Raw genomic sequence first — 14,729 nt, 5'->3', positions numbered from 1 at the left:
GAGAAACATACTTGAGAAGGTAGGGGAATTACTGGAGCACTTCAAAGTTTCGAAAGTGGCTGTAGCAGGTAGGAGCTTCTGTTCCGCCAAAAAGTTTTAACCTGTCCATTCTTAATATTACTTGATTGTTACTGCTGCTATCTAGCAATTTATTTAACTCTTGCCCTTGAATTATATTTTCTATATCTCCCTCATCACTTGAATTTACAGAGTAAATACGCTCTTGGTCTTTCTGGTAGCACCCTAAGCCTATTGCATTTTCTTTTACAAAAGCATTGCCCTTCATTTCTTCAAGCCAGTCAAAGAAAGCGGGGTGATTAGTTTTGGTAGTAACAAAAAATGCATAATCTACACTACACTCTTCAATATTTTGGAAAGCACAAGCTCTGTGCTCTGTTTCTAGATAACCTCTTACTGTTAATTCTCCTTCGAAAGTATAAAAGGAAATATCTTCTTGGTTTGGGTAAGCATTCCAGTTTATTTGTGATTCTTTACTTTGGTTTCCTTCTCCCAATTCTCTAAATCTTCGCGGTGATTGTAGACCAACTGTTCTTTGAATGTAAATTCCTCCAGCCAGAGCAATAACTAAGAGAGTAAGCACTTTAAAAATGAAACCGTAGTTTTCCATGATTTCTGGATTTAGTATGACAAACTATGCGTAATAATTCAACTTTATTTTCAACAGATTTTCTATTCCTTATCTTCGAGTTCTTTCAGCCTTTTACTTATGTTTTTTTCTTTGCCTTGGTTTGTCGGATAATAGTACTTCTTCCCCTCCAATTTTTTGGGAAGATAGTCTTCTCCTCTTACATGATGGTCTTCGAAATTATGCGGGTATTTGTAATCTTTTCCATAACCTTTTTCTTTCATTAAATCCGTTACTGGATTTCTAAGGTGCAGAGGTATTGGCTCATTTAACGTTTCTTTTACATCTTTTTCAGCTTTCAGTAATGCATTGTAAGAGGCATTAGATTTAGATGCTGTTGCAAGATAAGTTACAGTTTGTGCCATATTAATGCGACATTCAGGAAGACCTACTTTTTCACATGCTTCAAAACAAGCAGTTGCCAGTGGTAAGGCATGTGGATCTGCATTACCAATGTCTTCGGAAGCAAAAATAACCATTCTCCGAGCAATGAAAAGAGGATCTTCTCCACCTTCAAGCATTCTTGCCATATAGTACAAGGCTGCGTCAGGGTCGGAACCGCGCATTGATTTTATAAAAGCTGAAATTGTGTTGTAGTGCTCTTCCCCACCCTTGTCGTATTTTAAGGAGGAGCGTTGGAGAATGTTTTCGAGGAGGTTTTTCGTTATTTTTAGTGTTCCTGCCGCAGAAAAAGCCCCAGGGGCTAGACCTGCCTTGCCGGCAGGCAGGTCCGCATAAGCCCCTGGGGCTTGGGAATGCGGTGGGGTATTATTTTCGCTTTGAAGGTTGGCTGCAATTTCTAAAGTGTTGAGCACTGTACGACTGTCGCCATTTGCAGAGGCGATAAGAAAATCCAAAGCACCTTCTTCAAATTCAATATTATATTTCCCCAAACCCCTCTCTTTATCCTTTAAAGCCCTCTGTGCAATTTGCTTCAGTTCCTCTGGTTCAAGGCGGTTTAGAGTAAAAACTTGTGAACGGGAAAGAAGTGGTCCAATGACCTCGAAGGAGGGGTTTTCAGTAGTTGCACCGATAAAAATTACAGTACCGTCCTCTACATATGGAAGAAGAGCATCTTGTTGATTTTTGTTAAAACGATGGATTTCGTCAATAAAAAGAATTGTGTCTTGTTTATAAGCCAGTTCTCTTTCTTTAGCCTCTTTTACTACCCTACGAATATCAGCTACTCCTGAGGTTACAGCAGGAAGGGACACAAAATGAGATTCTGTTTCATTGGCAATGATTCTAGCTAAAGTGGTTTTACCGCAGCCGGGAGGTCCCCAAAAAACCATTGAAAAAATCTTGTCGTGTTCAAGTGCTTTACGAATGACTTTACCCTCACCTACAAGATGCACTTGTCCCACAAAATTTTTTAAATTTTGGGGGCGAACTCTGTCCGCCAGAGGACTTTTCATCTTAAGGTAAGTTTATCACACTGCCCAGTATATACATATCCAGAAACACATCAGCTTTATTTCCTTTTATTACAGGTTTATCTAGAGGCTGCCTCTAGATATCCTTGTTTTTATGGTGTTTATCTGTTTTTAGGTTGTAAAGACAACATTAGCGGTGGTAGCCAGTGCTGGTGAGTATTCAGTAGGATGGTCCAATATCGCAGTTGCAGATTTGTTTATGTCATTGAAGAAGTTGCTTGTAATTATACAAGGAACATTACCTATCATTTTACCATTACGGATTAAAATTACATAAGGACAGGGTAATGAGTAGCTTCCAGTTATGCTGTCTTGAGTATGTCTGCCAAGTGCTTTATAAACCAACAGAGCTTGTTCTTGTTTTTGTAGAAATTTATCAAAGTTCAGGTTATTGCTGGTTGTAATTTTGGTAGTGTCCATAGGGGGATGGATTTGTGCTGTAGGTTCCAATCCTGCTTTTCGCGCATATTTGACAGAAAGAATGGGAGTTAGCAATTTTCCATTCTTAATGAATATTGTCTTTTTGCTAAGTACACCTTCTCCTGTAAAGTTGTAGGAGTCGAGAGCCCCGTCTTTTGTTGGGTTGCAGATAACAGAAATGTCATTGCGCAAAATTTTTTCATGATTTTGAAAGTCCTTTAGTCCAAATTTTGATTGACCATTTATTATTCTGCTTCCAGTAAGATTTGAAACTAAAAAACTAAAAAAAAGATTGCGGAAAATAGATGGGTGGAAAATAACTTGCCATTTACCATTGTGTGGTCTTTCCTGCCCTGACACTTTTAAGATCTTTAGTATTTTTTCGGTCCGTTCTTTTTTCTCTTGGACTTTTCCTATAGCTAATAAATTATGGGATCTGTGACTGAAAAATGCCTTTCCATCGTAATAAGATGATATGCGGCAGGATGTAGCTTGCGATGAAAGATCAAAACCAGCTGAGCTTACTAATCTATAGTCGGAAATGCCCAAACCTGCCGACATATATTGAGTACCGTGGGGATTACTAACATCTTGCCATTCTCGGAGTTTCTTTAGCCATTTTGTAATGTAGGGTGTGGAATTTTTGCCTAAATCAACTATCTGTTGGGAACTGACTTTTACTTTGGGGTGTTTCTTTTTGTTTGGAAAATTGTCGCTAAATGGGTCTTCAAAAGCTGTTTGTCTGGCATTAGCCAGAAATTGGTCAAAGTTGGCAAGTGCTTGACGGTGAATATTACCTTTGCTTAACTTTCCATCTTTCCATTGAAATAGGTAGGATCCCGAAAGATTAGATTTAAAATTGACTGGTTTGTATTTTCCCATAAATTCTTTTTGTGTAGCACCTGCGCTGATAATTTTTCTCTGTTTAAATGAGACTCGAAACTGCTTCAATCTTCCAGTCCTTTTTTTGTTTTCAATCTTCTTTAGAAATCTTTCCGTAAAGTCTTTCATTTTTAGCTAACTTTTATGTTCCTCCTAAAGTTACATACGGTGACTTTTCTAAATAAATGAATTCGTTGGAACCAATTAAACTGGTTACACGTTGTCCTCTTCCGCACATTCCTGGGAAATCTGTTTTTATTGGACCAAAACCTTCCGTAATTGACTTTAAGGCTTCTAAGGTTTTACCACTGAAAGAGGAGCCACGAAAGATATTTATAGATGTTGGTGTTATTTCATACAGGTAAGAGAACCCAAACATAAATGTTCCCGCTTGGGTATCTACTTGTCCCCCACCGCGAGATCCCCTTAGAACAAGGATTTTTTCTTCGAGTAGACCGTTGTCCTTTAGCATTTTTTGTATTTGTTTTGGATCTGCTAAATAGCCAGGAGATGATTTGGGATTTTTGACAGAGATAAAAGTTCGACTCATTCTGGGAAGAGGCGTGCTTGAATATGATTCAACTCTTGCTGCTCCTCGTATCTTGTCTCCAATATCCTTTCCAGTAAATACATCTCCGAGCGATTCTTTTACACAACCGTTTTTTATAATGTCTATTTTTCCGCGAGGCACTCCAAAAGCGCTGTAAGGTTGGAAGCTCCAGGTTTTTTCCTTTGTTTCATCGACTATAGAGAGGGTAGGGTTTGCCACTTTTTTTCCTTTTTCCAGCTTTCCTCTTTTAGAAAGTACAGAGCCGTCTTCGTAAATAGTATCCGACTCTGCGCAGTGACCAAAAGCCTCGTGTGCTAAAAGACCGCCTAAAGCGGCATCAATTAGTAAGTTATAATTTCCAGACTCATATTCAGGATGTTTTGCTGACTTCTTAAGCATGTTTATAACAAAATAAGCTTCTTCTAGTAGATTATTTTCTAACTTGGGTTCTGTTAAAACGCCCCACCCGGGGCTAGATTTGATAACGGAGTCATTAACTTTTTTCTTTCCTTCTTGGTAGGTAATATGCATACCTAAGTAGGCACGTGGAATTTCCCACTCTACATTTGTTCCATCAGAACGAGTTATTTTCCAACCTTCTTGGGCAATATTAAAACTGGTGGTAATTCTTAAGCTCTCCCCTACTCCAGGATTTTTGCCCAACTCTTTTGTTTTCTTATTAAGGTCCAAGAGTTTTTTTTCAATTTGGGAAACAGTTAGGAAGTTAAAGTCAAATCCTTTTGTAAGATTAATGGTGTCTTGTTTTGGTTCTAAAAGAAAAATCTCCTTGTTTGGAGTTGCCTTTTTCCCAAGTTTTTTTAGAGATTTTATTCCTTGCGATAAGGTTTCTATTAATTTCTTTTCATCCTCAGTATTATCTGTGGCTGTAAGAACAGAACGCCCCGCTTGATTAAAAAGATGAAAGCCGACCCCAGATGATCTTCCAGTTGACACATTTTCAATAGTATCATCGACAGCTGTTACTCGTTTTACTCTTTTCTCTTGCCAGCGGGTAATTAGGTAAACATTGTTATTTTTAGCAATAGAGTTTAGAGAATTAACCAAGTTTTTCTTTTTTTGTACTTTTAGCAAGGTAAGTTTAGTTTAACATAGAGCCTACGAGTTAGCATGTAATGCGGACTCACGAGTTGATAATTTATAGGGTACCTAGTATAATACTTATACGTTTAGGCAAGACATTACAGTTTCAGGGAGGTTAAGAACATGTTAAAGCGTTTGTGGAATCTAATTAGATTGGGTTTCAGTATTCTTCTCCGGGACGTGACAATTCTCGTGAAGTATTTCGACAGCACTGGAGAAATTCGAAGTGCGCGTTTGTACCAATCTAGTTGGGTAGGCCGGCAACCAAACTGTGATGTATGTATTCCGTGGGAACAGGGACACGTTAGTCGTATCCACTGTTGGTTAGCAAACACTAGTTTGAGGGGGTGGGTTCTTGTGGACTTTAGTACCCTGGGTACCTATGTTGCCGGTTCAGTACCAGAAATTGTTAACGGAAGACTTCGCGTGAGGGAAGAACGGTGTTTTTCCCTTGGCAACCCAAATGTGGAGGCACGAGAAGATAATATTTGGATCTATCCTGAAACAAGGAATGATAGGTTGACAGCGTTTGTGAATAATGGCGGGTATGGGCTTTATATATTAACGCTGGCGGTTATCGCCACGTTAATTATGCTCATTGTAATCATGTATTGATTAGCCTTGTACAGGCCCCTGTTTACATTTCAAATGTGGCAGGGGCCGCTTGTTTTTATAGGTTTTTGGAACGAAGTTTACGATGATAAGCAAGTGCAAACCGATGAGACTCGTCTCGAACTCTCTGGAGCAATTTAAGAGCGGGAGAGTTTCTGGACAAAGTAATAGGACCCTCAATAATAAAAGATCCACACTTGTTATCAAAAGATAAATCCCCACTAAAGTAGACTTCTTCTTCTTTTTTAGCTATTGATGCAGCAGGTATATTTAATTCTTTATGTTCTAAAACTTCTAAAGCTGCGTTTAGTTGACCTTTTCCTCCATCAATCAAAATTAAATCAGGTACAGATTGAAAAGATTTATCTTTTGCCTTTTTTCTGTTATTGATCCGTGAAAACCGTCTTTCTAGCACTTCTTGCATCATGCCCACATCATCGGGTTCTTCTCTTGAACGGATTTTAAATTTGCGGTAATGACTTTTTTTGGGACGAGCATTTTCAAAAACAACCATGGAGCCTGTTGCTTGTTTACCTTGAATGTTAGAAATATCGTAAGCCTCAATTCTTTGGGGTAAGTTTTCCATGCCTAAGGCTGATTTTAGGCTTTTCATTTCGTTTCTTTGCCTGTCTTCTGTTAAATTTATATCTAATTCTTCTGTGGTTGCAGTGCGGAAACCACAGCGGATATACCTTAAATTATCTAACTGATCCCGAACTTTTGCAGCCTCTTTGAAATTTTTTTCTCTGGAAAGCTTTTTCATTTCCTTTTCCAAATTTCTAATAACACTGTTCCCTTTCCCTCTTAAGAAATTTTTTAAGCTCGTCAGTGAATTTCTGTATTCTTCTTCTGTGATCATCTCTTCTGCACAGGGAGCAGAGCAAAGATCCATATCTGCAAAAAGGCAACCCCTACCTCTTTTTTTATAACGCGTGAATTTTCTATTGCTACAGTCCCGAAATGGAAAAGGTTTTCGGAGAAGTTTTAGCACTTTACGAATATTTCCATGGGGATACGGTCCAAAATACTCAGCGTTTTCCCTTTTCTTTCTTGTAATTCGAACCCGAGGGTATTTTTCTTTTGTTATTTCAATTAAGGGATAAGATTTATCGTCTTTGAAGCGTTGATTGTATTTAGGCTTTAAATGTTTTATTAAGTCTGCTTCTAGAAGTAAGGCTGTAAACTCTGACTCGGTTTCAAAGTGCTCAATTTTTCCAATTTGACTAACCATGAGTTGGGTTTTGGAACCTAATTTTGCACTTTCTTGGAAATAGGATTGAACTCTATTTCTTAGATCAACAGCCTTGCCCACATAAAGAGCCTTTCCAGTTTTATCTCGAAAAAGATAGACTCCAGGAGTTTTTGGAAGGCTCTTGATTTTTTCTTGCAATTCATTTTCCACGTACCTATTTTATCATCTCTCACAAAAACATCCTCCCTACAGCGTTTATCAGATCTTTATATCTTTAAATTCTAGTATACAGTGTACGATATACAATATACAATATACAATATACAATATACAGTGCACTGTATATTGTATGTTACCTATCGTATTGTTGTATGTAATATATATTAGGTAATATGTTACGTACTGCGTGTTGCGTCTTATATACGCCAACCTACTTATCTTATGTAGCGCGATCGTAGTTAAATATTTTCGTTTGGTTTGTCAGGGGAGGATTGGAGTGTTATAGTGTGATTGTTATTTTTTAGGTTGGTGTTGAAACCACGGTATTTAAGGTTAATTAGCCTTGTGAGCAAAAAGATGAGGAGGTACAGAAATGAAAGTGGGTTTTAAGGATATAGATGGTTGGTTTCTTGGTGTAGTTACGCTTGAGACTCAAGAAGTTAATCTTCAAGCGACAGAAGCGGAAGCAGATATTGTACTTTCGTTAACAGATTCGGAGTGCTTTGATTGTTTGAAAGAGGAACTGGAGTACCGGATGATGGCTCCCGAGAGAATTATTGGGCTGTTAATTCGGTCTTTACTTATCCTTTCGGCACGTGCTAGGAAAGAAAACACAGAGCTGTTCACCACGCCTGACCTAGAATTACCTTAGGTCCGATGTGAGTTCGATAACATTGTAGGGAAAGGTACACTTGGGACCTTTCCCTATTTATAATTTCTTAGAGCTCGAGCGGTATAAGAGGTTTTGTGGTCGAGAATTTTTTCGGAAGTACCTGCAAATATTACTTCGCCGCCACCCTCACCTCCTTCTGGACCAAGATCAATAATCCAGTCTGAATTTTTAATAAGATCTAAGTTGTGTTCAATAACTAGAACAGTATTTCCCCTAGCTACTAAACGGTGCAAAACAACCAGCAATTTATTTAAGTCATCGGGATGTAGTCCAATGGTAGGTTCGTCTAAAATATAGAAAGTGTGGCCTCTTGGTTTTTTAGATAATTCTTTGGCAATTTTTACTCTTTGTGCTTCTCCTCCCGAGAGAGTTGGAGCTGGTTGCCCAAGCTGAATGTAATCCAAACCCACATCGCTTAAGGTTTTTAACCGTCTAACTAGGGGGTCAATACGGTCAAAGAAAATCAAAGCTTCTCCCACAGTCATTTCTAAAATATCTTTTATTGTTTTCCCTCGGTACTTAATTTCCAAAACCTCCCGACTATATCTTGCTCCGTTACAAACTTCACAAGTTACATATACATCAGGTAAGAATTGCATTTCAATCTTTTCTTCTCCTTGTCCTTCGCATGTCTCACAGCGGCCACCTTTTGTATTGAAAGAAAAATATCCTTTGTCAAAACCACGCAACCTAGCCTCTTTCGTCCTTGCAAAAGCTTTCCTTATGTAATCAAAAGCTTTTGTATAAGTTGCGGGGTTAGAGCGCGGTGATTGACCAATCGGCGATTGATCAATTTCATAGACTTTATCAATTAATTCTGTACCTAAAAGTCCGTCATGTTCTCCGGGTGGTTGTTCTATTTTTAGGTTAAGCTCCCGTCTAAGGGAACGATGCAATGTTTCTTGAACAAGGGTAGACTTACCGCTGCCAGAAACACCAGTAACACAAACAAATTTACCTAAAGGAATTTCAACATCAATATTTTTGAGATTGTGCTCCCTTGCCCCAACAACAGTCAACTTTTTGTCTTTTGGGTTATCTTTCTGCTTTTGTAATTTGGAATTTGACATTTGTAATTTTGGCGCCGTAACTTTCTTTTTACCCGTTAGGTAATCACCGGTAATAGAATTTTTGCTGCTTTCTATATCCTTCGGGGAACCCTTGGCAACTACTTTTCCGCCCCATTTACCCCCACCCGGTCCAAAATCAATTACGTAATCAGCCTTTCTTATAGTAAGTGGATCATGTTCCACAACAACAACTGTATTATCCAAGTCCCGTAAACCTTTAAGAGTTGAGACTAACTTTTTCATATCTCTATTATGTAGTCCTACAGATGGCTCATCTAAAACATAAACAACTCCAGAAAGCCCTGAGCCAATTTGGGATGCAAGCCGTATTCTTTGGGCTTCTCCGCCAGAAAGAGTTGAAGCTGCGCGGTCTAATGTAAGGTAAGATAATCCCACCGAATTTAAAAACTTGAGACGAGAAAGGATTTCTCTGGTAATGGGTTTAGAAATTGTCTTTTCCCTTTCGCTTATATTCTTGCTGAGGTTTTCTATCCAATTTAAGCTATTTTTAATACTATCTGCAGTGAGTTCTGCAATGTTCTTACCCCCAATAGTTACAGAACGAGATTCTTTTTTTAGCCTAGTACCATTGCATCTGGGGCATGTCTCTTGGAACATATATTTTTCTAAGTGATTCCTTATTCGGGAAGAATTGGTTTCTTCGTGTCTTTCTTCAATCTTTTTAATTAGACCGGGAAAGGTTTCTGTGAAACTGGTTTTTTCTCCTTTGCGATTCCGACCTCTTACCAAATACTCTTGATTCCCTGTACCCTCAATTAGTACCTCTTTTTGTTTTGAGGTTAGAGTACCTAGTGGTTGATCAAGATTGAATCCATGCTCTCTTCCTACAGAAGCAAGATGTTTCTGGTACCACGTGTTTTTAATTGTCAGTTGGGATAAAGGTAATATACCGCCCTCATCAATACTCAAACGCGGGTTAAGAATTTGTTTTTTATCTACTTTAAGTTTGGTTCCCAATCCCTCACATTCTGGACAAGCTCCGTGGGGAGAATTAAAGGAAAAGCTTCGTGGTTCAAGTTCTTGGAGATTTATATTGCAGTTAGGACAAGCAAATAGTTCAGAAAAAAGATGGTCTTCCATTTCTTTTGGTTTTTCCGGGAAGTCAAAAGTCTTATCCAATACCTTAAAAACAATTACCTCACCCCCGGCTAAATTAAGCGCTTGAGAAATGGCATCTGTCAAGCGAGATGCCTGTGAAGAAGCCCTATCCTTTCCAGAAGAACGGGACAAGTTTTCTAACACTAGGCGGTCTACAACTGCTTCGATACTGTGTCGATTAGTTTTAATAAGAACAAAGTCTTCATCCAGATTGCGCACTTCGCCATCCACACGCGCGCGAGAAAAACCTTGCTTTTTGAGATTTTCAAAAAGGCTAGAATATTCCCCTTTCCGGTCTTTTACTAAAGGAGCAAGAACCAAGACTCGCATTCCTTTTTTTGAATTATTAGTTTCATTTTGGACAAGCTCTTGGTACACAGCATCTACAATCTCATCTACACTCTGACGCATAACCTCTTTGCCGCATTGCGGGCAATGCGGATGTCCAATTCGAGAATAGAGAAGTCTAAGAAAATCATAAATTTCAGTAATAGTTCCTACCGTGGATCTAGGATTGTGAAAAGGTTTCTTTTGGCTGATCGCAATAGAAGGAGACAATCCTTGGATAGATTCAACTTCTGGATTAGCTTGAACACCAAGGAACTGTCGAGCATACGAAGATAAGGATTCCACATAGCGCCGTTGCCCTTCTGCATAAATAGTGTCCAAAGCTAGACTGGATTTACCACTCCCAGAAACACCGGTAAAAACTACCAGCTGATTCTTAGGAATATCTACATCGATATTTTTAAGATTGTGTTTGCGGGCACCCCGCACCTTGATTTCTTTCATAACTTGACTTATTTTTCAGTCGTTAAATATTGTAAAGGGTAGTAAAGTATAGATAAGTATTGTCAATTTCTTAAAACAACACTTTACGACACTTAACTATGCTTAACTACACTTAACGGTTGTATAAAGAAAAAACTTATTACTATAAAATTATTTTCAATTTTCCGTTATAGATTCCTTTGCGCCTCACGAATTTTATCACGAAGTTCTGCTGCTTTTTCAAAATTTAATTCGTCTGCAGCTTCGCGCATTTCTTTTTCCCACTCCCAGATTTTGCCTTCTAATTCATGGGGTGGCATTTCCCTCCATGCATCAGATTCTGCATCACCCTCTCCGTCTTTGAGACGGGCAATTACTCTGTCGCGAATTGGTTTTTGGATTGTTTCGGGAGTTATATTGTGCTTCTCGTTGTATTCTTTTTGAACATTGCGTCGTCTTTCAATTTCTTCAATTGCCCTGTTCATAGAACCGGTTATTTTGTCTGCATATAGAATTGCTTTGCCTTTTTCGTGACGAGCAGCCCTGCCCATCGTTTGAATAAGTGATGTATCACTTCTTAGAAAGCCTTCCTTATCTGCATCTAAAATCGCCACTAGGGAGACTTCAGGCAGGTCGAGACCCTCCCGTAATAAGTTTATTCCAACCACCACGTCGTACTTACCCCTCCGTAAATCTACCAAAATATCACTTCTTTCTAAAGTTTCTACCTCGCTGTGAAGGTAATGGGTTTTTATGGGAGCCGCAGGAGAAGCCCCTGGGGCTTCTTTGGCCGCAGCTCCAGGGGCTGGGGAATGCGGCTCCTCCACAAGAAGTTCTTGTACTCTATCCGGGTCATTCAAATAATCCGCGAGGTCCTCAGCCATTCTTTTAGTAAGAGTAGTAACCAAAACTCTTTCTCCTTTTTTCTTGCATTTAATTATTTCTCTAACCAAGTCCTCAATTTGATTTTTTGTGGACCTTACTTCTATTTCCGGGTCCAAAAGACCGGTAGGTCGAATTAACTGTTCCACTACACCGCTGTGGGTTTTATTATGTGTCGCAGGAGAAGCCCCTGGGGCTTCTTTGGCTGCAGCCCCAGGAGCTGGGGATTGATTATTGGCAGCCTCTTGAGCCTGCCTAATTTCCCACTGAGACGGTGTTGCCGAAGTGTAAATAGTTTGCTGAACTTTTTCTTGAAATTCATTGAATTTTAACGGTCTATTGTCTAATGCTGATGGTAGGCGGAATCCGTGCTCGACTAGTGTTTCTTTTCTAGCCCGGTCGCCATTATACATCCCTCTAATTTGTGGAATTGTCATGTGAGACTCGTCAATGATACACAACCAAGTCCCTGGCGCAGGAGAAGCCCCTGGGGCTTCTTTGACCGCAGCCCTAGGGGCTGGGGAATGCGCCAGGTCGGAATCGGCGGACCACATATCCTTGCCCAGAGCCATCGTATTTCTTGTAAAATAATCCAACAACGTATAGGGCGCCTCGCCCTCTTCCCTTCCCGAAAGGTAACGGGAGTAATTTTCAATACCCGGACAAAACCCAAGTTCTTCCATAAGTTCGAGATCATAGTTTGTTCTTTGCTTGAGCCTTTGAGCTTCGAGGTCTTTTCCTTCATCTTTTAGCTTTTTAACTTGTTGTTCAAGCTCACTCTGGATAAGTTCAATGGATTTTTTCAGTCTTTTTTCTGGCGTAATAAAGTGTTCTGCCGGATATAAAGTTATCTCTTCCAAGCTTTCTAAAGTTCTGCTTGTTTGGGGTTCAAGCCACTTTATTTCCGAAAGCTTTTGTCCCAGAAAACCTAGTCGTAGGACACGCTCTCCGTAGGGTGGGTAGACCTCAATTGTATCCCCGCGCACTCGAAAACAACCACGCTTAAAATCCCAGTCGTTTCTCTTGTAAAGTAATCTAATCAGTCCCCGCAATGCTTTCTCCCTTTTGGTATTTGAAATTTGGAATTTGAAATTTCCCTCGGCATAGTCTTGTGGTCTACCTAAACCATAAATACAAGAGACAGAAGCCACTACAATAACGTCTTTACGAGACATTAGTGCCTGGGTTACGGAGTGGCGTAATTTTTCAATTTCTTCGTTAATTTCTGCTTCTTTTTCGATATAAAGATCTCTTTGCGGCACGTAAGCCTCCGGTTGGTAATAGTCGTAATAAGAAACAAAATAGTTTACTGAATTTTCTGGAAAAAACTCCCGGAACTCCTGATAAAGTTGAGCTGCGAGCGTTTTATTATGGGAAATAATTAAAGTTGGCTTTTGCACTTCCTCAATTACATTGGCCATGGTAAAAGTTTTACCACTACCAGTTAGCCCTAAAAGTACTTGATGCTCCATCCCCTCCTCCACCCCAGCACTTAATTTTTCAATGGCTTGGGGTTGATCTCCTGTTGGCTGATATGTTGAGTGTAGCTTAAATTTCTGTGTTGACATTTTGGTTATTTGTAGTTTTGTCGGATAAACTTGCTTGAAGCCGACCCTGAGCTTGTCGAATGGGTCGACCAATAATTATATCATCAGCTTAACTAGGGTTCTATACTTTTGTACTAATTTAAGTTTGAGTAGAAGACAAAGAAAAAACCGCGGAGGGACTGTACACAGGGAACCTGTGCAGTGAGTCCGCTTCCGCAGTTTGGTTGTTGGTTAGAAAAGCAAGCTGGGCGTAACGCCCGCTTTTCCCCTGGTTAAAACCAGCCTCAACAAGAGTTGACCAGACTCTTGCTCCAACCTCCACGCCAAGCGTGGACGAGTGTTTCGGTTTTGCGCATTAGTGTTGCGCCCCCTCTCCCCTGCTCTTTTATTTGACAGGGCTTTAGCCTATTTACCGAAACCTTAGAGGGGTTAGAGTTAATTCAAAGTGGCATGAGAGTATATCCCTCCTTGCTGTTGATGTTGTGTATATTATGAGGCTTTGAATGCTGCAGCGCGCAAGACTTCCGGAAGCTGATTCGGCCAGAACCAGCGGTTCCGCCCATCATCACACACGACCAGAACTTTTTGGCCGGGTTTTTCAGCAGGAAGAATGACGGCCTCGGGTATCGGGCCATCAATCTTGCGTTCAACTGTGCTCCCACCAACCATCTTCCTTGCGTCTGCGGAGTTGCGAGCGCTAGTGCTTGTGCACATTCTGAATTATACCCTCCTCCCTCTTGCGAGGGGAATGGCGCTTGCGCGCCTACTCACCCTTCCGGGTGGAATACACCCCGCTGATGCGGGGGAACTAGTGCTTCTGAATCTCGATGATTACGAGGCTCTTCGCACGATCGTAGGAAAGTACCAAAGCCTTTTGGAAAGTACCTTCCCTAGTTGTGTTTCGAATCTTGGCTTGCCGCTCATCATGCCAGTGTGTAACAGTGTCGCCGCTTGCCTTTGCTGCTGCCTTGACAAGCCACGCATGCATTACCGACTCGGGAAACCCAGCAGTGAGCCGCGCTACTGTCATACCAAGGGCCAAAGAGTCAAACGCAGCAAGAGAGTTGTATTCTAGCTCAGAAATAGGTCGCCATGACCCCAGCGCTTTTGGTGGGATTTCTACAGGACATGCAAGGAAATTGCTAATTTTCCTTGCAACCTGCGAAAGTTCCTGCATTGTATTACGGTCGATAGGACTTGAAAAGCTCCAAGCTTACACGACCAATGTAAACTGAGATACAGGCTCGCAGTTCCATTTCCTGTCTCCTTTTTTCCAACTCAAAGGGAATTACACTCCACATTATTGTGGAGGAGAATGCCTGCTGGGAAATCAGCAAGCGGTGTTACTTTGACTGCATAGATACCTCCTTGATGTGTAAAAGTGCGTAGCCGCTGGGAAATGCTGTTTGTTAAACAGCCAGCGCGGGTTTATCACTGCCCAATTCCTCAACCTCTCCCGACCAGTCGGGACAGGTTTTCCCTTGGGCGGGAGTTCCCTACGCCGTTTAACCCAACGGAATTGTGTTTGCCTTTATAGGCAATTATACAAATATTTTAACATTATAAGACACCGAAATCAAAGTTATGGGTTATTTACGCTAAACTAAGCACA

General features: G+C 40.4%; 10 protein-coding genes. 2 read left to right on the top strand and 8 right to left on the bottom strand.

Annotated elements, in window-relative coordinates; translation table 11 throughout:
• Positions 1-28 precede the first annotated feature (28 nt).
• The 4 genes from U9M98_00050 to U9M98_00035 all read right to left on the bottom strand — a co-directional run bounded on the left by U9M98_00050 (position 29) and on the right by U9M98_00035 (position 5,023).
• The gene (locus tag U9M98_00050; protein MEA2020110.1) at positions 29-628 is read right to left on the bottom strand and encodes a hypothetical protein; all 600 of its coding nucleotides are present in this window, start codon (positions 626-628) and stop codon (positions 29-31) included.
• A 62-nt stretch (positions 629-690) separates the two neighbouring features.
• Entirely contained in the window at positions 691-2,061 is a 1,371-nt protein-coding gene (locus U9M98_00045) for a replication-associated recombination protein A (GenBank protein ID MEA2020109.1), read from the bottom strand.
• A 129-nt stretch (positions 2,062-2,190) separates the two neighbouring features.
• Positions 2,191-3,510 (bottom strand): metallopeptidase TldD-related protein, encoded by a 1,320-nt coding sequence (locus U9M98_00040; protein MEA2020108.1) that lies wholly within the window; start codon positions 3,508-3,510, stop codon positions 2,191-2,193.
• A 13-nt stretch (positions 3,511-3,523) separates the two neighbouring features.
• Positions 3,524-5,023: a metallopeptidase TldD-related protein gene (locus tag U9M98_00035; protein MEA2020107.1), complete on the bottom strand. Its 1,500-nt coding sequence runs from the start codon at positions 5,021-5,023 to the stop codon at positions 3,524-3,526.
• A gap of 132 nt (positions 5,024-5,155) precedes the next feature.
• Between U9M98_00035 and U9M98_00030 the strand changes: the two genes are divergently transcribed.
• Positions 5,156-5,647 carry an FHA domain-containing protein gene (locus U9M98_00030; GenBank protein ID MEA2020106.1) on the top strand — a complete coding sequence of 164 codons (492 nt, stop codon included), beginning with the start codon at positions 5,156-5,158 and terminating at the stop codon, positions 5,645-5,647.
• A 55-nt stretch (positions 5,648-5,702) separates the two neighbouring features.
• Here U9M98_00030 and U9M98_00025 read toward each other — a convergent pair whose 3' ends face one another.
• On the bottom strand, positions 5,703-7,034 hold the full coding sequence (locus tag U9M98_00025; protein ID MEA2020105.1) for an excinuclease ABC subunit UvrC: 1,332 nt from the start codon (positions 7,032-7,034) through the stop codon (positions 5,703-5,705).
• A gap of 394 nt (positions 7,035-7,428) precedes the next feature.
• Here U9M98_00025 and U9M98_00020 point away from each other — a divergent pair, with 394 nt between their 5' ends.
• Complete coding sequence (locus U9M98_00020) at positions 7,429-7,707, top strand: hypothetical protein (protein MEA2020104.1); 279 nt, start codon at positions 7,429-7,431, stop codon at positions 7,705-7,707.
• 53 nt (positions 7,708-7,760) lie between these two features.
• On the opposite strand, the gene uvrA is transcribed toward U9M98_00020, so the two are convergent.
• From uvrA to U9M98_00005, 3 genes are all read right to left on the bottom strand, one after another.
• Entirely contained in the window at positions 7,761-10,709 is a 2,949-nt protein-coding gene (gene uvrA, locus U9M98_00015; GenBank protein ID MEA2020103.1) for an excinuclease ABC subunit UvrA, read from the bottom strand.
• Positions 10,710-10,876: 167 nt separating this feature from the next.
• Positions 10,877-13,138, bottom strand: a complete 2,262-nt coding sequence (locus tag U9M98_00010) for an excinuclease ABC subunit UvrB (protein MEA2020102.1) — start codon at positions 13,136-13,138, stop codon at positions 10,877-10,879.
• A 787-nt stretch (positions 13,139-13,925) separates the two neighbouring features.
• A complete protein-coding gene (locus U9M98_00005; protein ID MEA2020101.1) occupies positions 13,926-14,294 on the bottom strand; it encodes a hypothetical protein in 369 nt (122 codons plus the stop codon).
• Positions 14,295-14,729 lie beyond the last annotated feature (435 nt).

The sequence above is a fragment of the Patescibacteria group bacterium genome (assembly GCA_034659915.1).
In the GTDB taxonomy this organism is placed as follows: domain Bacteria; phylum Patescibacteriota; class WWE3; order JAUXAW01; family JAYEID01; genus JAYEID01.
The sequence above is the reverse complement of the archived record's forward strand: the minus strand, read 5'-3'. Positions and strand labels throughout refer to the sequence as shown.